The organism is Phenylobacterium sp. VNQ135 (assembly GCF_049445735.1).
Lineage (GTDB): Bacteria > Pseudomonadota > Alphaproteobacteria > Caulobacterales > Caulobacteraceae > Phenylobacterium.
Window position 1 is genome coordinate 69,081 of record NZ_JBMSDS010000002.1, and the last position, 17,375, is coordinate 86,455.

The following is a 17,375-nucleotide window of genomic DNA, read 5'->3' on the forward strand; positions in this document are numbered from 1 at the left end:
ATGAGCGACGACGCGGTCTTCAAGCCTGAGGAACTGGAGGCCGCGCGCGTCCTCTTCGCCCATCCCGTCCACTTCCTGATGGGCGCGGTGTCGATCTCGGGCCTGCCCGACACCGACCTGCCGGAGGTGGCCTTCGCCGGCCGCTCCAACGTGGGCAAGAGCTCGCTGATCAACGCCGTCACCGGCCGCAAGGAGCTGGCCCGGGCCTCCAACGAGCCCGGCCGCACCCGGGAGCTGAACTTCTTCGTCGCCGACGAGAAGCTCAGGCTCGTCGACCTCCCCGGCTACGGCTGGGCGCGGGCCTCGAAGTCCGTCGCCCGCAAGTTCCAGAACCTCGGCCGCGACTATCTGCGCGGCCGGCCGAACCTGAAGCGCGTCTATCTGCTGATCGACAGCCGCCACGGCCTCAAGGAGCCCGACAACGAGGCCCTTGACGCCCTCGACCTGGCCGCCGTGTCCTACCAGATCGTGCTCACCAAGGTCGACAAGCTGAAGGGCTCGGACCTCCGGCAGGTCACCGCCGAGACGATCAAGAAGATCTCCAAGCGCCCGGCCGCCTTCCCGCGCGTGCTGGCCACCTCGTCCGAGAAGGGCACGGGCATCCCCGAACTGCGCGCCGAGATCGTCGCGGCCTGCGCGCTCTAGGCAGCCCTAGCGTCACCCCGCTAACTGGTCCTGAAATCTCAGAGGCCCAGATGCTCACCACCGACACCCGCACGATCTACGACGAGGACCTGAACGTCTTCCGCGACCAGGTCCGGAAGTTCTTCGACCGCGCGCTGACCCCGAACCTCGACCGCTGGGAAGAGGAAGGCATCGTCGACCGCCAGTTCTGGCTGGCCTGCGGCGAAGCCGGCCTGCTGTGTCCGACGGTGGATCCCGAGTACGGCGGCCTGGGTCTCGACTTCCGCTACAACGCCGTCATCGACGAGGAGCTGGCCTACGCCGGCTCGTCCGCCGGCATCACGCTCCAGTCCGACATCGTCGCCGACTACATCGAGAACTACGGCTCGGAGGAGCAGAAGCGCGAGTGGCTGCCGAAGATGGTCTCGGGCGAGGCCATCACCGCCATCGCCATGACCGAGCCCGGCACCGGCTCCGACCTCCAGGCCGTCCGCACCTCGGCGAAGAAGGACGGGAACCACTACGTCATCAACGGCTCCAAGACCTACATCACCAACGGCCAGAACGCCGACCTGATCGTCGTCGTCTGCAAGACCGATCCGGACGCCGGCTCCAAGGGCGTGTCGCTGATCCTGGTGGAGGCGACCCGCGAAGGCTTCAAGCGCGGCCGCAACCTGGACAAGATCGGCCAGAACAGCGCCGACACCTCCGAGCTGTTCTTCGAGAACGTTCGCGTGCCGCTGACGAACTGCCTTGGCGAGGAGGGCAAGGGCTTCGCCTACCTCATGACCCAGCTCCCGCAGGAACGCCTGGGCATCGCGGTGTCGGCCATGGGCGGCGCCCAGCGCGCCTTCGACGAGGCGGTGAAGTTCACCAAGGAGCGCAAGGCCTTCAAGCAGACGGTCTTCGACTTCCAGAACACCCGCTTCACCATGGCGGGCCTGAAGGCCAAGATGCAGGCCGGCTGGGCCCACCTCGACTGGTGCATCGCCCGCCACCTCGAGGGCAAGCTGACGGCGGCCGAGGCCTCGGCCGCCAAGCTGTTCCACACCGAGCTTCAGTGGGAGGTGTGCGACGCCGCCCTCCAGCTCCACGGCGGCGCCGGCTACATGAACGAGTACCCGATCGCCCGCCTGTGGCGCGACGCCCGGGTCCAGCGCATCTACGGCGGCACCTCCGAGATCATGAAGGAAGTGGTGGCGCGGACGATCTAGTCCGCGCGCTTCACCACCTCGCCGCCCTTCACGACCACCACCGGGCGCTCCAGCACGGTGACGTCGCTCAAGGGGTCGCCCTTCACGCCCACCAGGTCGCCCCAGGCGCCCGGCGCGATGCGGCCCACCTGGCCCGTCTGGCCCAGCGCCTCGGCCGCCGTCGTCGTCGCCGCCTGGATCGCCTGTAGCGGCGTCGCGCCATAGCGCACCATCACCGCGAACTGCTTGGCGTTCTGACCGTGCGGATAGATCCCGGCGTCGGTGCCGAACACCTGCTTCACGCCCGCCTTCAAGCTCTTGCGGAAGTTCTCGCGCTGGACGTCGGCCACCTCGCGGTCCTTGGCCAGGTTCGCCTCCAGCACGCCGTTCTTCTTACCCTCGGCCTGGGTGTAGTCGGTGTTGTAGATGTCCATCGAGAAGTAGGTCCCGCGCGCCTTGGCGAGCTTGATCCCCTCGTCGTCCACCAGGCTCACGTGCTCGATGGTGTCGATCCCCGCCCGGATCGCGGCCTTGATGCCCTCCGCGCCGTGGGCGTGGGCGGCGACCTTCATGCCGGCCATGTGGGCCTCGTCGGCGATGGCCTTCAGCTCCTCGTACGAGAGCTGCTGGGCGCCCACCGAGACGCCGCGCGAGAACACGCCGCCCGTGGCGCAGACCTTGATCACCTGGGCGCCGTACTTCTTCAGCCGCCGCACGGCCGAGCGCGCCTGGTCGGGGCTGTCCGCCAAGTAGGGGCTCTTCTCGTCCATCGAGGGCGGGAAGAAGGTCGAGTCGCAGTGGCCGCCGGTGGCGCTGATCGGATAGGCCGCCGTCACGATGCGCGGGCCCGGCACATAGCCGCCGTCGATCGCTTCGCGCAGGCCGACGTCGGCGTACTGTTCCGAGCCCACGTTCCGCACCGTGGTGAAGCCGGCCTCCAGCGTGTCCTTCGCGTGCTTGGTGGCCACCACCGGCCAGAAGGCGTCGGAGTATTCCAGGTAGTTGTAGCCGCCGATCTCGGCCACGCTCGTCAGGTGGACGTGCATGTCGATCAGGCCCGGCAGAAGGGTCACGCCCGGCAGGTTCACCACCTCGTCGGCGCGGAAGTCGCCCTGGCTCCGCACCTCGGTGACGCGGCCGTCGGTGATCAGCACCACCGGCTTCTCGACGTAGCGCCCCGTCTGCGGGTCCAGCAGGCGGTCCGCCGTCACCGCCACCGTCTTCGCCTGCGCCGAGCCGGCCAGCGCCACCGCGGCGGCCACGACCGCCATCCCAATCCCACGCATTCCTGAGAGCTCCCCAAAAGCTTGGCTAGGGTTAGCACGCCGTCAGCCGCGTGACAGGGGGCGCCTCGTCCGCTATCGGACCCCCCACAGTTTCCAGGCGGAGCGCGCGGGTGAGCGGGACCACGGAAGGGCAAGGTTGGGCGACGGCCAGGACTCTGGCCGAGGCTCTGCCCTACATCCAGATCTACGACCGCGAGACCGTGGTCATCAAATACGGCGGTCACGCCATGGGCGAGGAGGAGGTGGCCAAGCTGTTCGCCGCCGACGCCGTGCTGCTGAAGATGCTGGGCCTGCATCCCGTGGTGGTCCACGGCGGCGGCCCGCAGATCTCGGCCTGGCTCTCCAAGGCCGGCGTCCAGAGCCACTTCATCGACGGCCTGCGCGTCACCGACGAGGCGACGATGGAGGTGGCCGAGATGGTCCTCTCCGGGGCCATCAACAAGGAGATCGCCTCCTGGATCACCCAGGCCGGCGCCGAGGCCGACGTCCGCGGCGTGGGCCTCTCGGGCAAGGACGCCCGCCTGATCGTCGTCGACAAGGTCACCCGCACCAAGAAGGACCCCAACTCCGACGAGGAACGCATCGTCGACCTGGGCTTCGTGGGCGAGCCCAAGCGGATCGACACCAAGATCATCCAGGCCCTGATCGGCGCCGACGAAGACTACATCCCGGTGGTTGCGCCCATCGGCGTCTCCGAGACCGGCGAGACCTACAACATCAACGCCGACACCGTCGCCGGCGCCCTGGCCGGCGCCCTGGGCGCCAAGCGCATGCTGCTGCTCACCGACGTGGCCGGCGTGCTCGACCGGAACGGCGAGCTGATCCGCCAGATGACGGTCGCCGAGGCCCGCCAGGCCATCGCCGACGGCGTCGCCACCGGCGGCATGATCCCCAAGCTGGAAACCGCCATCCACGCGGTGGAGTCCGGCGTCGAGGCCGTGGTCATCCTCGACGGCCGCCGGCCGCACGCCATGCTGGTCGAGCTCTTCACCGAGCACGGGGCCGGGACGCTGATCCGCCGGTGAGCGCCGACCTCACGCATATCGACACCTGGCTGTTCGACCTGGACAACACCCTCTACCCGGCCGAGTCCGGTTTCATGGCCGCCATCGTCGACCGCATGACCGACTTCGTGGAGAAGGTCACCGGCCTGCCGCGCGACCAGGCCTATGCGCTGCAGAAGACCTACCTCGCCGAGCACGGCCTGACGCTGAAGGGGATGATGATCCACCACGGCGTCGACCCGCAGGAGTTCCACGCCATCTTCCACGACATGTCGCTGGAGGCCCTGGCGCACGATCCCGACCTGTTGGCCGCGCTTGAGAGGCTGCCCGGCCGCCGGCTGATCTTCACCAACGCCGACGCCGTCCACGCGGAGCGCGTGCTGGCCCGCCTGGGCCTCGCTCACCTCTTCGACGACGTCTTCCACATCGGCTCGGCCGGCTACGAGCCCAAGCCGTCGGTGCAGGCCTTCGAGCGGATCACCGCCGCCCACGCGGTCGATCCGGCCGCCACCGCCTTCTTCGAGGACAGCGAGCGCAACCTGGCGCCCGCCCACGACCTCGGCATGACCACCGTCCTGGTGGGGCCCTGGGCCGCCCAGTCCACCGCCCCCTTCGTCCACCACCGCACAGACAAGCTCGCGCCGTTCCTCGCGAACGCGCGCCTACGCGAGGCCGCCTGATGTCCGACCTGAAGACCACCATCGAACAGGCCTGGGAGAGCCGCGACGGCCTCAACACCGCCACGACGGGCCCGGTGCGCGATGCGGTCCGCGAGGTGCTGGAACAGCTCGACGCCGGCAAGCTCCGCGTCGCCGAGCGCGGCGCCGACGGCGTCTGGGCGGTCCACCAGTGGGTGAAGCAGGCGATCCTGCTGTCGTTCCGACTGAACCCCAATTCGGTCATGGAGCCCGGCCCCTACTGGGACAAGGTCCCCCTGAAGTTCGAGGGCTGGGACGCCGCGCGCTTCGAACAGGCCGGCTTCCGCGCCGTGCCGGGCGCCGTCGTCCGCAAGAGCGCCTTCATCTCCAGGGGCGTCGTGCTGATGCCGTCGTTCGTCAACGTCGGCGCCTACGTCGGCGAGGGCACGATGGTCGACACCTGGGCCACCGTCGGCTCCTGCGCCCAGGTCGGGAAGAACTGCCACATCTCGGGCGGGGCGGGCCTGGGCGGGGTGCTGGAGCCCCTGCAGGCCAACCCCACGATCATCGAGGACAACTGCTTCATCGGCGCCCGCGCCGAGGTGGCCGAGGGCGTCATCGTCCGCGAGGGCAGCGTGCTGTCCATGGGCGTCTTCATCACCTCGACGACGCCGATCATCGACCGCCGCACCGGCGAGACCTTCACCGGCGAGGTGCCGCCTTATTCGGTGGTCGTCTCCGGCTCGCGCCCGAACCCGCACGACCCGTCGCTGCCGTCGACCTACTGCGCGGTGATCATGAAGCGCGTCGACGAGCGCACCCGCTCCAAGACCAGCATCAACGAGCTGCTGCGGGACTAGCCGCGCTCGGCCGGCCGCCGCCGCTGGTCCGCGAGCTGCATCATCCCCTCCGGGAATTCCACCCAGTCGGCCTTCTGGTCGCACCAGACGGCGACCTGGGGCGCGGGGAACGCGGGATCGGCGAACGCCCCCACGGGCACGCCGATGACGCCCGGCATCGCCTCCAGCTCGGTCCACATGGTCGAGCTGCACGTGGGGCAGAACGACAGCGTCACACGCCCGCCCGAGGCGCCGAGCCGTTCGAAACGCGAGACCTCGCCGGTGCGCTCCACCACCTGATCCAGCGGCCAGCGCGACGCCACGACGAACACGCTGCCCGAGCGCCGCTGGCACCAGGTGCAGTTGCACGCCGACACCATGGCCGGCTCGCCCGTCACGGTGACCCGGACCTGGCCGCACTGGCACTGGGCCGTGCGTGTCTTGGCGGGAGCCTCGGTCAATTGATCTTCTCCCACCGGTATGGTTCGTCCTCCCCCTTTCGGAAGAAGCCGCGGGTGTCGGGCTTGCCGTCGCCGTCGTTGTCGTAAAGTGCGCTGTCGAACGTGCCGTCCTGACGCTCGTCGAAGAACATGGTGTCGAGCTTGCCGTCGCCGTCCCCGTCCACCCACACCGTGATCGGATCGCGCTTGCTCGCCGGGACGGCGACGATCGAGTCGCCCTTGCCGTCGCAGTCGGTATCCACCAGTTGTTCGATCCCCTTCGGGCTGGTCGTCGCCCGCTCCTGGACGATGGCGGACTCGCACCTTTCGGAGGCGGCGTTCTTCGTCCGGATCATCCGGTCGTCGGTGCGCGCGAGGAACGACTTCACGTCCTCAGCCGAGACCGCGTAGTTCAGGCCCTCGCCGTCGCCGACGAAGCTGTTGATCCCGATGATCTCGAGCTGGTCGTTCAGCAGCGGCCCGCCCGAATTGCCGGGGTTCAGCGGCGTCTGCGTCTGGATGACCGTCGCCTCGTGCTTCACGTCGCCCTTGGGCTGCCAGTTGTAGGCGCGGCGCACCTGGCTGACGATGCCGCGGGTATAGGTCCAGGCCTCGCCCGTCGGATGGCCGATGGCGTGCACGTCGGCGCCGACCTGAACGGTCGTGGAGTTGCCGACGGCCAGCGGGGTCACGCCGGCCGGGACCTCCTCGACCTGGATCAACGCCAAGTCCGTGAGCTCGTCCCGGCGGATCACCTTGGCCCGCCGCACGTCGCTCTTGCCGACCGCCTGCCCCTCCACCGCCGGTTTGAAGATGACGCCCACGGTCTCGGCACCCTCCACCACATGCAGATTGGTGATGATCCGGCCGTCGGGCGAGATCAGCGCGCCCGAGCCGAGGGCGTCCTCCGTCACGATCAGCACCACGGCTGGCGAGGCCTTCTGATAGACCCGCGTCTCCGCCGCGCCGCGGGTGGTCGCCTGCGCCTCCGGCTGTAACCGCGCGAGCGCCTTCCCGAACCGCAGGCCGCTCGCCGGAAGCTGCGGCAGGTTCGCCTTGCCTTTCGCCGCACCGGCCCCCGCGAGATCGGCGGACTGCCCAAGCCTGGCTTCCGGCGGCGCGGCCCATGCGTATGATGCGGCGGAAAGCGCAGCCGTAACGGCCGCCGCACGGACCCAGTTCATGACGCAACCCCCCGGGGAAAAGCTCAGCTTCGGGAGACTAGCCGCGGCCGTCCTCGCGGCAAGCGTGTTTCTGGCGCCGCTGCACGCGGTCGCGGCGCCCGCCGCGCCGGCGGCGCTCAACGCCGAAGACGGCGCCGCCTACCTCCAGGCCCAGGTCGCCCGCGCCGAGGGCGCCTGGCGTGACGGCCGCATGGCCGACTTCGCCGACGCAGTGGACCGGGCGCTTTCCCTCGTCGCCGCCTTGCAGAACCCCGAGGCGGCGCCGGACGCCGCGGCGGTCGCCGTCTCGCGCACGGCGGCCCTGCTGGTCGCGGCCGGCGAGGCCGAGCGCGCCCTCGGCCTCTACCGCGCCGCCGGCGCCGACGTGGCCCGCCTGCTCCCGCCGGGCGCCGAGGCCGAGCTCTGGCGCCGCACCGAGGCGCGCCTGCTTGAGCAGCCCATCGAAGCCGCCCCGGCCGCGCCGAGCGATCTGCGCGGGCTCGCACGCGACCTGCGCGCCAGCGCGCTGGCGCCCCAAGCCGCCCGCCGCTGGAGCCGGCCCAGCGCAGAGGACCGCCTTCGCGTCGAGCAGGCCCTCGCCCAGGCGGACGCGCTGGATGCTGAGACCGTCTTCATCCTGGCCCAGCTCGCCGGGCGATCGGGCGCGAACTTCGACGCCGATGCGCTGACGCTCCTCGCCCAGGCCCATGACGAGCTTCAGCGCCGCACCATCCATCAGGCGCTCAGGCTGCGCGCCCGTCGCGATCGACTGGAGCGGACCGAAATCCAGCGGGTCATGGCCCGGGCCGCGGGACGTGCCGGGGCGCCCGGCCAGCTCCGTCACGCACCCGACCTTCGCCTGCGCCTCCGCGACTTCAATCGGCGCCTGGCCGAGGCCGAGGCGGTTCTGGCCCGGGACGGCCTCACGCTCACGCCGGCGCCGGTGGTCCGGCTGGCCCGCCTGCAGGCGTCTCTCGGTCCGAACGAGGCCGCGCTCGCCGTCGTGCCCGCCGCCGGCGGCCAAGCCTATGTCTGCGTCCGCCGGGACGGCGTCGCGAAGAGCTTCGCCCCGGTCGACGCCGGCCGCATGCGGCTCGACACCCGTCTGGTCCAGCAGGCGCTCACCGCCGGCCATGCCCCCTCCGAGGCGCTGGACGTCCAGTTCCCGGTCGAGGCCGCCGTCCGCCTGCATGACGTGCTCATCAAGCCGTTCGACGGGTGCCTGAAGCCTGCCGACCGCATCCTCTGGCTGGCTGGTGCGGCCGGCGCCCAGGTCCCCCTGGCCGTGCTGCTGCCGGCGCCGCCACCGAAGCTCGAGCGAGGCTGGGACCTCGCACGGGCCGACTGGCTGGTGCGCCGCCACGCCATCGCCTACGCCGGCCACGCCGGCGTCGTCGTCGCCGGCCGCAGCGGACCACGGAGCCCCGCCGCCGACTTCGACTTCCTCGGCGTCGGCGATCCTGTTCTTGGCGGCGACACCGCCGCCATCCTGCGCGGCTCCCGCCTTGCCGCCCTTGCGCCCCTGCCCGAGACCCGCGACGAACTCCTCGCTTCGGCTCGCGGGTTCTCCGAACCCCGCCTGCTGATGGGCGAAGCCGCCACCGAGCGAAGCCTGCGCGCCCAGATGACCGGCGCCTATCGCTATCTCTCCTTCGCCACGCACGGGCTGATCCGGGAGGACCTGCAGGGGCTCGACGAGCCGGCGCTGGTGCTCACGCCCGTGGCCTCGGACGATCCCCTGGATGACGGCCTCTTCACCGCGACCGAGATCGCCGACCTCAACCTCCGCGCCGCCTTCGTCGCGCTCTCCGCCTGCAACACCGCCAACTTCGACGTGAGCCAGATGGCCCGCGACCTGCCGGCGCTGGCCTCGGCCTTCGCCGTCGCCGGCGTTCCCGCCGCCCTCGGCACGCTGTGGCCGGTGGACTCCGAGACCGGCAAGCGGGTGGTGACCGGCGTGTTCGAGCGCCTCAAGAGCCCCGGGACCGCCCCCGCCGATGCGCTCGCCGCCGCCCAGCGTGCGTTCCTGGACGCAGCCCCCGACCGCGCCCGCCTGCACCCGCGCTTCTGGGCGCCGTTCCTGGTGCTGGGCGACGGCGGCGGGGCCGCTGCGCCGGCCGAGACCCGGCTGCGCCTTGCAGGCCAGGAGGTGCTGACGGCGAAGGGCGGCGAGGTGCTGGCCCTCGATCGCACCGGCGACGCCGTGGCCGCCCGCCTGATCTCCGACGCCGACGCCTCCGGCCGCCAGGGCGCCGCTGTGCGGCTGGCGCAGGGCGGGACCGAGGTCTGGCGGAGCGACGGCCGCGACCAGGGCGCATCCCGCATCCTCGCCCGCTTCGACGACCGGCTGGTGGCGGGCGGCTACGCCCTGGGCCGCGAGGGCCGCTATGTGCCGACGCTGCAGGTGCTGGACGCCAGGACGGGCGCGGAGCTCAACGCCTGGCGCGGCGAAGGCATCGCCCGTGTCGACCTCTTCCCGCTTGCCGCCACACGACAGGGCGACAGCCTGGTGGTCGCCGTCGCCGAGGTGAACCTGCGCGATCCCCCGGACGCCGGCGGCGGACGCCTGCACGTCCTCGCCATCCATCCCGACCGCTCGCCGCGCCTGCTGACCACCCTGGAGGCGCCTGGGCGGAAGATCGCCGGCGCGGTCCTCGCCGCCGTCGGCGAGCGCCTGCTCGTCGCCTGGAGCGACGACCAGCTCCCGCGCGCGGGCGAGGCCCCGTGGGTCGACGACTACGATGTCCCCGCATGTCCGCCGGCGCGCATGACCCATGCCGAGCTGCTGCACGCCGACGCCGGCGCGCGCATCGCCGCGGTCGACCTGCCGGGTCTCGTCGTCGTCGCGGCCGCGCCCGGCCCGCGCGGGACCGTCCTCCTCGGCGGCTCGCACCCCACCGACTGTGCAGAGGCCAAGGCGACGGTCGTCGCCCTCGACGCTGGCCTGAAGTCCCGCACGCTGTGGACCGACGCCAGCCTCGGAGCGTCCGACGTCCGCGCCCTCGCCGGCCTGCCCGACGGCCGCACGCTGGTCGCCGCCAGCAAGGCCAATGTCGTCGACTATCTTCCCGTCGACCTCGCCAGGGCCCGCACGGCGAAGCCCTACGCGGTGCTGCCGTTCGTCGACACCTTCTCCGGCCTGCTCGTCACCCTCGATCGCGACGGCCGCGCCGGGAGATCCAAGCTGCTGGACTCCGGCTCGAACATCTATGTCACCGACCTGGACGCAAGCCGCCCCGGCGAGATCCTGCTGGGCGGCGCCATAGCCGGCCAGGCCGCCATCTTCCGGCTGGAGGAGAGGCCCTAGCCGCCGACGATCCAGGCCTCGCCCAGCGCAGACAGCGAGACATTGGCCAGGGTGAGCGTGGCGCCGCCGCTGACGCTGACCACCACGTCGGCGCCGACCTGGGCCGTCGTCCAGGTGTAGCCGGCCTCGACGCGCACGCGGTCGCCTTCGGCCACGTTGAAGTCCAGGATGCGGTCGATCCCCGCCTCGCCGAAGATGTGGAAGGTGTCGGCGCCCGCGCCGCCTTCGATCGTGTCGTCGCCGCGGTCGCCCCAGATGAGGTCCGCGCCGCCGCCGCCGTAGAGCCGGTCCGAGCCCTGGCCGCCCCGGATCCAGTCGTCTCCGTCGCCGCCGTAGCCGGTGTCGTCGCCCAGGTTGCCGTAGACGACGTCGGCCTCGCCGTCGTTCCCGCCCAGCAGCCGGTCGTTCCCCTGGCCGCCCACGACCCAGTCGCCGCCGGCGCCGCCGTCGACGGTGTCGTCGCCGATGTTGCCGTGCAGGTCGTCGAAGGCGTCGCCGCCGGACAGGCTGTCGTTCCCGGCCTCGCCGCGCAGGACGTCCTGGCCCTCGCGGCCCTCCAGCCGGTCGTCGCCGGCGCCGCCCATCAGGATATTGTCGCGCCAGTCCCCCAGCACGGTGTCGCTGAAGGCGCTGCCGAAGGCGTTCTCGATGCTCTTGTAGTGATCGACGAGCTGGCCGGCGTCGCGCCAGGCGCCGGTGTAGAGGTCGACGCCCACGGCCGCGGTCAGGTCGCCGTAGTCGACGGTGTCGAAGCCGTCGCCGCCGTCCAGGATGTTGGAGCCGTCCCCGGGCTTCAGCCGGTCCTCGCCTGCGCCGCCGTCCAGGATGTCGTCGCCGGACCCGCCGACCAGCTCGTCGCCGCCGGCCAGGCCCGAGAGCGTGTCGTTCCCGCCCGCGCCCGTCAGCAGATCGGCGTCGGCTCCGCCTTCCAGCCGGTCATCGCCGGCCGTGCCCGTCAAGATGGCCATCTGTTCTCGCTCCGAGTCCGCGACGGCCGCTGACCAGCGCGGCCGTCCAGGGCGGAAAAAGATGAAGCTGGGCCGTTGGTTCCCGATCGACGGCGCGCGGGCGCGCCGGCGCGATGGGCTTGCGGCAAACGCTTCGGATTCTAAGCTTCGGCTCGGAACATCAGGAGACGAGGATGTCGGAATTCGAGTTCGGGGACCGGGCGCTGGTCGGGCGGCCGCTGTGCGTCGCCCGCTTCGAGGTCGGCGGGATCATGGACCTGGGCGCCTCGGCGTGGACCACGCGCCGGATCGGCTACATCACCGGCGGACGGTTCGAGGGACCCCGGCTGAAGGGCGAGATTCTGCCGGGCGGCGGCAACTGGTCGACGGCCGGCGTGGGCGCGGACGGCGCGGCGGTCGGGACGTTCGACGCCCGCTGCATCTGGAAGACCGACGACGGGGCCATGATCTACGTCACCTACACGGGCCGCACCTGGGTCCCGCCGGACGTCGGCGCGGCGTTCCGCGACCCGGCCCAGCCGCATGTGGACGTGAGCCGCTACCGCCTGAGGATCGCGCCGGTCTTCGAGACCTCCGACAAGCGGTACGACTGGCTGAACGCGGTGCTGGCGGTGGGGATGGGCGAGCGGCTGAGCGACGGGGTGCGGCACCACATCTTCGAGGTGGTGTGACCCTGCAGCGGGGAGAGCGGACTTGCCCCCAGCCGCCTCACCCGCCATATAGCGCCCCGGAGATCGGCGGCGGACGAGCGCCTCGCCAACCTGGTCAGGTCCGGAAGGAAGCAGCCACAACGGGTCCCGCTTCGGGTTGTCGTTCGGTCTCCACCTCATTCCCCACATGAACCGCCTTCGTTCGGCTTTCCCCTTTCGCAGGGGCAGGCGGTCCCGTTAGATGGCCGCGATGGTGGACGACGAAGAGATTCCCGAGCGCGACCCGAACACGGGCGACATGTTCGGTCCTGCTTCGCAGCCCGCGGCTGCTTCGCAGGATGCCGAGTCGTCGGCCTATACCGTCATCGCCCGGAAGTACCGGCCCCGCCGGTTCGAGGACCTGTACGGCCAGGAGGCCATGGTCCGCACGCTGCGCAACGCCTTCGCCTCGGGCCGCATCGCGCACGCCTTCATGCTGACCGGCGTCCGGGGCGTGGGCAAGACGACGACCGCCCGCCTGCTGGCCCGGGCGCTCAACTACGAGACCGCCACCGTCCACGAGCCGTCGCTGGACCTGGCCGAGGAAGGAATCCACTGCCGGGCGATCATCGAGGGCCGGCACATGGACGTCCTCGAGTTGGACGCCGCCAGCCGCACCGGCGTGAACGACATCCGCGAGCTCCTGGACGGGGTGCGCTATGCGCCGGTCGAGGCCCGCTACAAGGTCTACATCATCGACGAGGTCCACATGCTGTCGACCGGGGCGTTCAACGCGCTCCTGAAGACGCTGGAGGAGCCGCCGCCGCACGCCAAGTTCATCTTCGCCACGACCGAGATCCGCAAGGTGCCGGTGACGATCCTGTCGCGCACCCAGCGGTTCGACCTGCGCCGGGTCGAGCCCGAGATGCTGGTCAAGAACCTGGAGATGATCTGCGAGAACGAGGGCGCGCGGGTCGAGGCCGAGGGGCTGATGCTGATCGCCCGGGCGGCGGAAGGTTCGGTGCGCGACGGTCAGTCGATGCTGGACCAGGCCATCGTCCAGGCGGAGCCCGGCCAGACGGTCACGGCGGCCACCATCCGCGACATGCTGGGGCTCGCCGACCGGGCGCAGACCATCACCCTGTTCGAACAGCTCATGCGCGGCCAGGCGGGCGAGGCCATCGAGACCTTCCGCACGCTGTATGGCTACGGCGCCAATCCCGACCAGGTGATGCTGGACCTGCTCGACCACATCCACGGCGCCAGCGTCGCCAAGACGATCGGGCCGCAGGCGCTGGTGATGCCCAAGGAGCAGGCCCAGCGGCTGGCCGCCGTGGGGGCGGCGGTCTCGGCCGGCATCCTCTCGCGCATCTGGCAGCTCGCGATGAAGGCGTATGACGAGGTGCGCCGGGCGCCCGACGCCGCGGCGGCCGTCGACATGGCGCTGATCCGGCTGGCCTATGCCGCCGACCTGCCTGGGCCCGAGGAGGCGCTGAAGAAGCTGCAGTCGGGCGAGCCGCTGGGCCCTGCTTCGCCGGGCGGCGGCGGAGGCGGCGGCGTTCCGGCTTCGCAGGGTGCGGGCGCGACGGCGGTGGCGCGGCAGGTGATGCCGCAGGCGCAGGCCCAGCCGGCGGTGACGCTGCAGAGCTTCGAGGACGTGCTGAAGCTCATCGACCAGAAGCGCGACATCACGCTGAAGCTGGACGTGGAGCGGTTCGTCCGCCCGATCAGCTTCCGGCCAGGCGCGATCGAGTACGAGCCGGCCCCGGGCACGCCGCGCGACCTGGCCCAGCGGCTGGTGGCGCGCCTGCGCGAATGGACCGGCGAGCGCTGGCTGATCTCGGCCCAGGGCGGCGGCGGCGCCGAGAGCCTGTGGGAGAAGCAGAAGCGCGAGCAGCGGGAAGTGCGCGACAAGATCGAGCAGGACCCGTTCGTTCAGTCGGTGATGCAGGCCTTCCCGGGCGCCGAGATCGTCGGCATCCGCACGACGGTCCAGCCGCAGGTGACCGAGGCCGCCGAGCCCCCGCCGGAAGCCGACGACGACGAGGAGTAGCGTTGCGATGAAAGACCTGAACTCTCTGATGAAGCAGGCGCAGGCCATGCAGCAGAAGCTGGCCGACGCGCAGAACCGGCTGGGCGAGCTCGAGGTCGAGGGCACGTCCGGCGGCGGCATGGTCAAGGTGGTGCTGAAGGGCACCGGCGAACTGGCCAAGGTCGACCTGGACGAGAGCCTGATGCAGCCCGGCGAGGGCGAGGTGGTGGCCGATCTGGTGGTCGCCGCCCACGCCGACGCCAAGCGCAAGCTGGACGCCAAGCAGGCCGAGCTGATGCGCGAGGCCGCGGGCCCGCTGGCGGGCATGGGCCTGCCGGGCATGCCGAAGTTCTGATGCTGCTCGCCCTGCTCGCGGCCGCCTCGCTGGCGCTGCCCGCCGACCTGGCCAAGGCGGCCCACGACTATGACCGCGCGCAGGTCACGAGCGACCGCGCCGAGCTCGAACGGCTGATCGCCGACGACTACGTGCTGCACAACAGCCAGGGCCAGGCGCAGGACAAGGCGAGCTTCATCGCCGACCAGGTCGCGCCGGGCTATCGGCTGGAACCCTTCAAGATTGAACAACCTGTCGAAAAGGTGATGGGCGACACGGCCATCCTAGGCGGGGTGGCGCGCGCGAAGGGCTTGGCCGGCGGCCAGCCCTTCGACGTGAAGCTGCGCTTCATCGACGTCTGGCGGAAGCGTGACGGCGCCTGGAAGGTGGTGTTCAGCCAGGCGACGCGGGTTCCCTAGTGGCTGCGTCCGCCGGACCCGAGATCGAGCGGCTGATCGGGCTGCTCTCCAAGCTGCCGGGCCTGGGGCCCCGGTCGGCGAGGCGGGCGGCGCTGGCGCTGCTCAAGCGCCGGGACCAGCTCCTGCTGCCGCTGTCCGACGCCCTCTCGGAAGCCGCGGCGCGGGTGAAGACCTGTCAGGTCTGCGGCAGTCTCGACACCCAGGATCCCTGCGCGATCTGTTCGGACGGGACGCGCGATGGTTCGCTGATCTGCGTCGTCGAGGAGGTGGGCGCGCTGTGGGCGATGGAGCGGGCGGGCGCCTTCCGCGGCCGCTACCACGTGCTGGGGGGCTTGCTCTCGGCGCTGGACGGCGTGGGGCCGGATGCGCTGCGGGTGGGGCCGCTGGTCGGGCGAGCCAGCGAGGGCGGCGTGCGCGAGGTCATCCTGGCCCTGCCGGCCACGGTCGACGGCCAGACCACCGCCCACTACCTGGCCGAGCGGCTCTCGGGCGCGGAGGTGACGGTGAGCATGCTGGCCCGCGGCGTGCCGGTCGGCGGCGAGCTGGACTGGCTGGACGACGGCACCATCGCCCAAGCCATGCGCGCGCGACGGCCGGCGTAGAACCGACTCGCTAAACCTGATAGGAACGCAGCATGAACATGCTGCTGATCCTCGTCGTGGTGCTCGCGCTGACGGCCGCCGGCGCGGTGGTCTGGGCCCTCAAGGCGCAGATGCGCGTCGCCGCCGCCGAACTCCGGGCCAGGATGCTGGAGGAGCAGGGCGAGCTGCTGCGCAGCCAGCTCACCCAGTCGGCGACGAACGTGGCCGAGGAGATCCTGCGCAAGAACGAGGAGCAGGTCCGCAACCGCGAGCAGCTGGCCCAGGCCAGGCTGGAGGCGCAGCTGAAGCCCGTGGCCGAGACGCTGCAGAAGTTCCAGGAGCAGGTGGCCCAGGTCGAGAAGCAGCGGGCCGAGGAGACCGGCGGCCTGAAGCAGCAGATCACCCAGCTGCTGCAGGCCTCGACCGCGACCCAGGAAGAGGCGCGCAAGCTGTCGGCGGCGCTGCGCCGGGGCGCCGGCGTACAGGGCCGGTGGGGCGAGCAGACCCTGCGCAACGTGCTGGAGGCCGCCGGCCTGTCGGCCCGCTACGACTTCGACGAACAGACCTCGACCGACACCGAGGAGGGGCGGCGTCGGCCGGACGTCACCGTGCGCCTGCCTGGCGGAGGGGTTTTCGTCATCGACGCCAAGTGCTCGCTGAACGCCTTCCTGGAGCTGCAGGAGGCGCTGGACGATGCGGCTCGCGACGGCGCCGGCCTGCGCCACGTGGCGAGCGTGAAGGCCCACATCCAGGGCCTGTCCGCCAAGGCCTACTGGGACCAGTTCGACGCCTCGCCCGACTTCGTGGCCATGTTCGTGCCGCTGGACTCGGCGCTGGCCGCGGCGCTCGACCGTTCGCCCGACCTGATGACCGAGGCGATGGACCGCCGCGTGGTCATCGTCACACCGACGACGCTCTTTGCGCTCTGCAAGGCCGTCGCCTACGGCTGGCGGGTGGAGGAGCAGGCCTCCAACGCCCAGAAGATCGCGGAACTGGGCAAGGAGCTCTACAAGCGCATCGCGGTCATGGGCGAGCACGCCGGCTCGGTGGGCAAGGCGCTGACCGCCGCCGTCGAGCGGTACAACCGGTTCGTCGGCTCGCTGGAGACCCAGGTGCTGACCCAGGCCAAGCGGTTCGAGGACCTGAAGGTCGACCACCAGGGCAAGGAGATCGCCGAGCTGCCGCCGATCGAGGTGGGCGTGCGGGCGCTGTCGAAGCTGTCGGAGGACGAGCAGCCGACGGTGCGTCTGGCGGCGAAGTCCTAAGCGCTTCCAGGCGGTTATCCGACCTTGACGCTCGGGAATAGCGCTCTTACCTCGCAGCCCATGGCCGTGCGCGAGATCCTGACCGTCCCCAACCCTGTGCTGAAGCAGGTGTCCCAGCCCGTCGACAAGGTCGACGACGCGCTGCGCGCGCTGATGGACGACATGCTGGAGACCATGTACGCGGCGCCCGGCATCGGCCTGGCCGCCATCCAGGTGGGCGTGCCCAAGCGGGTCATCGTGATGGACCTCGCCGGTCCCAAGGAAGAGAAGCAGCCGCGCTACTTCGTGAACCCCGAGATCCTCTGGGCCTCGGACGACACCGCCCCCTACGAGGAGGGCTGCCTCTCGATTCCCGAGTACTTCGACGAGGTCGAGCGGCCGGCGCGTGTAAAGCTGCGCTATCTCAACTACCAGGGCGAACAGGTCGAGGAGGACGCCGAGGGGCTCTTCGCGGTCTGCATCCAGCACGAGATGGACCACCTGGAAGGCGTGCTCTTCATCGACCACCTGTCGCGCCTGAAGCGCGAGCAGGCGGTGAAGAAGGTGAAGAAGCTCACCAAGGCGGCCTGAAGCCTCGTCGAGCTTGACGGCGTCGGACGGCGACCCTAGTCGGCCGGTATGAGGTCGCGCGAACCTGCCGCTCCACCCAACCT

At 71.0% G+C, this 17,375-nt stretch carries 17 protein-coding genes and 1 other RNA gene; 14 read left to right on the plus strand and 4 right to left on the minus strand.

Annotated features, from left to right (window positions below; translation table 11 throughout):
* Positions 1 to 645, plus strand: a complete 645-nt coding sequence (yihA, locus tag ACO2Q0_RS06005) for a ribosome biogenesis GTP-binding protein YihA/YsxC (RefSeq protein ID WP_423350594.1) — start codon at positions 1 to 3, stop codon at positions 643 to 645.
* A 50-nt stretch (positions 646 to 695) separates the two neighbouring features.
* Positions 696 to 1,838, plus strand: a complete 1,143-nt coding sequence (locus ACO2Q0_RS06010) for an acyl-CoA dehydrogenase family protein (protein ID WP_423350595.1) — start codon at positions 696 to 698, stop codon at positions 1,836 to 1,838.
* Here the strand turns inward: ACO2Q0_RS06010 and ACO2Q0_RS06015 are convergent.
* Positions 1,835 to 3,103 carry an amidohydrolase family protein gene (locus ACO2Q0_RS06015; protein WP_423350596.1) on the minus strand — a complete coding sequence of 423 codons (1,269 nt, stop codon included), beginning with the start codon at positions 3,101 to 3,103 and terminating at the stop codon, positions 1,835 to 1,837. The two genes, ACO2Q0_RS06010 and ACO2Q0_RS06015, sit on opposite strands and share 4 nt — an antisense overlap.
* 110 nt (positions 3,104 to 3,213) lie before the next feature.
* On the opposite strand from ACO2Q0_RS06015, the gene argB reads away from it, so the two are divergent.
* Genes argB through dapD form a run of 3 tightly spaced genes read left to right on the plus strand, consistent with a single transcriptional unit; the run spans position 3,214 to position 5,605 of the window.
* A complete protein-coding gene (gene argB, locus ACO2Q0_RS06020; RefSeq protein ID WP_423350597.1) occupies positions 3,214 to 4,128 on the plus strand; it encodes an acetylglutamate kinase in 915 nt (304 codons plus the stop codon).
* On the plus strand, positions 4,125 to 4,787 hold the full coding sequence (locus tag ACO2Q0_RS06025; protein ID WP_423350598.1) for a pyrimidine 5'-nucleotidase: 663 nt from the start codon (positions 4,125 to 4,127) through the stop codon (positions 4,785 to 4,787). Before argB ends, ACO2Q0_RS06025 begins: the two co-directional genes overlap by 4 nt.
* Entirely contained in the window at positions 4,787 to 5,605 is an 819-nt protein-coding gene (dapD, locus tag ACO2Q0_RS06030) for a 2,3,4,5-tetrahydropyridine-2,6-dicarboxylate N-succinyltransferase (RefSeq protein WP_423350599.1), read from the plus strand. Before ACO2Q0_RS06025 ends, dapD begins: the two co-directional genes overlap by 1 nt.
* On the opposite strand, the gene ACO2Q0_RS06035 is transcribed toward dapD, so the two are convergent.
* Together ACO2Q0_RS06035 and ACO2Q0_RS06040 are read right to left on the minus strand one after the other, a co-directional pair.
* The gene (locus tag ACO2Q0_RS06035; RefSeq protein WP_423350600.1) at positions 5,602 to 6,045 is read right to left on the minus strand and encodes a GFA family protein; all 444 of its coding nucleotides are present in this window, start codon (positions 6,043 to 6,045) and stop codon (positions 5,602 to 5,604) included. The genes dapD and ACO2Q0_RS06035 overlap by 4 nt on opposite strands.
* The gene (locus ACO2Q0_RS06040) at positions 6,042 to 7,208 is read right to left on the minus strand and encodes a S1C family serine protease (RefSeq protein ID WP_423350601.1); all 1,167 of its coding nucleotides are present in this window, start codon (positions 7,206 to 7,208) and stop codon (positions 6,042 to 6,044) included. The genes ACO2Q0_RS06035 and ACO2Q0_RS06040 overlap by 4 nt, the downstream gene beginning before the upstream one ends.
* Between ACO2Q0_RS06040 and ACO2Q0_RS06045 the strand changes: the two genes are divergently transcribed.
* Positions 7,207 to 10,494 carry a CHAT domain-containing protein gene (locus ACO2Q0_RS06045; protein WP_423350602.1) on the plus strand — a complete coding sequence of 1,096 codons (3,288 nt, stop codon included), beginning with the start codon at positions 7,207 to 7,209 and terminating at the stop codon, positions 10,492 to 10,494. The two genes, ACO2Q0_RS06040 and ACO2Q0_RS06045, sit on opposite strands and share 2 nt — an antisense overlap.
* Here ACO2Q0_RS06045 and ACO2Q0_RS06050 read toward each other — a convergent pair.
* A complete protein-coding gene (locus tag ACO2Q0_RS06050) occupies positions 10,491 to 11,462 on the minus strand; it encodes a calcium-binding protein (protein WP_423350603.1) in 972 nt (323 codons plus the stop codon). The two genes, ACO2Q0_RS06045 and ACO2Q0_RS06050, sit on opposite strands and share 4 nt — an antisense overlap.
* 173 nt (positions 11,463 to 11,635) lie before the next feature.
* Between ACO2Q0_RS06050 and ACO2Q0_RS06055 the strand changes: the two genes are divergently transcribed.
* From ACO2Q0_RS06055 to ACO2Q0_RS06090, 8 genes are all read left to right on the plus strand, one after another.
* Entirely contained in the window at positions 11,636 to 12,133 is a 498-nt protein-coding gene (locus ACO2Q0_RS06055; RefSeq protein WP_423350604.1) for a DUF3237 domain-containing protein, read from the plus strand.
* A 57-nt stretch (positions 12,134 to 12,190) separates the two neighbouring features.
* An RNA gene (gene ffs, locus ACO2Q0_RS06060) (signal recognition particle sRNA small type) lies at positions 12,191 to 12,289 on the plus strand.
* Between the two features lie 64 nt (positions 12,290 to 12,353).
* Positions 12,354 to 14,144 carry a DNA polymerase III subunit gamma/tau gene (locus ACO2Q0_RS06065; protein ID WP_423350605.1) on the plus strand — a complete coding sequence of 597 codons (1,791 nt, stop codon included), beginning with the start codon at positions 12,354 to 12,356 and terminating at the stop codon, positions 14,142 to 14,144.
* 7 nt (positions 14,145 to 14,151) lie between these two features.
* On the plus strand, positions 14,152 to 14,478 hold the full coding sequence (locus ACO2Q0_RS06070) for a YbaB/EbfC family nucleoid-associated protein (protein WP_423350606.1): 327 nt from the start codon (positions 14,152 to 14,154) through the stop codon (positions 14,476 to 14,478).
* A complete protein-coding gene (locus ACO2Q0_RS06075; RefSeq protein WP_423350607.1) occupies positions 14,478 to 14,876 on the plus strand; it encodes a nuclear transport factor 2 family protein in 399 nt (132 codons plus the stop codon). The genes ACO2Q0_RS06070 and ACO2Q0_RS06075 overlap by 1 nt, the downstream gene beginning before the upstream one ends.
* Positions 14,876 to 15,478, plus strand: coding sequence for a recombination mediator RecR (recR, locus tag ACO2Q0_RS06080; RefSeq protein WP_423350608.1), 603 nt, complete (start codon positions 14,876 to 14,878; stop codon positions 15,476 to 15,478). The genes ACO2Q0_RS06075 and recR overlap by 1 nt, the downstream gene beginning before the upstream one ends.
* A 32-nt stretch (positions 15,479 to 15,510) precedes the next feature.
* Entirely contained in the window at positions 15,511 to 16,722 is a 1,212-nt protein-coding gene (locus ACO2Q0_RS06085; RefSeq protein WP_423350609.1) for a DNA recombination protein RmuC, read from the plus strand.
* A 60-nt stretch (positions 16,723 to 16,782) separates the two neighbouring features.
* Positions 16,783 to 17,292 (plus strand): peptide deformylase, encoded by a 510-nt coding sequence (locus tag ACO2Q0_RS06090; protein WP_423350610.1) that lies wholly within the window; start codon positions 16,783 to 16,785, stop codon positions 17,290 to 17,292.
* Positions 17,293 to 17,375: the final 83 nt, after the last annotated feature.